The following is a 499-nucleotide window of genomic DNA, read 5'->3' on the forward strand; positions in this document are numbered from 1 at the left end:
TTAGCTAATGTCGATATAGATCGCCAAACTGCATTCGTGTTAATGACACATAATTATAACTATGACATCGAGCTATTAAATATTTTATTGGAAACTAAGGTGTCTTACATCGGTACATTGGGGCCAAAGAAAAAGCTGTTGCGAATGCTCGATGAATTAGGAAAAAGTGATGAAATTGCAAAAGTAAATGGCCCAGTCGGATTAGACATTGGTGCAGAAACTGCTGAAGAAATTGCTGTATCGATCATTGCAGAAATAAAAGCAGTGTTTTCCGGTGCTTCTTCAAAGATGCTCAAGGAAAAAAAACAATCCATTCATTCTTACGAATAGCGTCAATTATGGAAACCGCAATCATCATTCTGGCAGCAGGAAATTCGAGCAGAATGGGCAGGCCAAAACAACTGCTCCAATATAAAGGGCAAACGTTTCTGGATATTGCCATCCAGGCGGCTGTACAAACCAGCTTTAGCCCGATTATTGTTGTACTTAGTGTGTACGT

2 protein-coding genes are annotated in these 499 nt (G+C 39.5%); both read left to right on the forward strand.

Features of this window, described 5'->3' with window-relative positions; all coding sequences use genetic code 11:
* On the forward strand, positions 1-330 hold a 330-nt coding region (locus tag ON09_RS23860; RefSeq protein WP_010603589.1), incomplete at its 5' end, for an XdhC family protein.
* 8 nt (positions 331-338) lie between these two features.
* The coding region (locus ON09_RS24975; protein WP_010603590.1) for an NTP transferase domain-containing protein at positions 339-499 on the forward strand (161 nt) is incomplete at its 3' end.

Source organism: Pedobacter agri PB92 (assembly GCF_000258495.1).
GTDB lineage: Bacteria > Bacteroidota > Bacteroidia > Sphingobacteriales > Sphingobacteriaceae > Pedobacter > Pedobacter agri.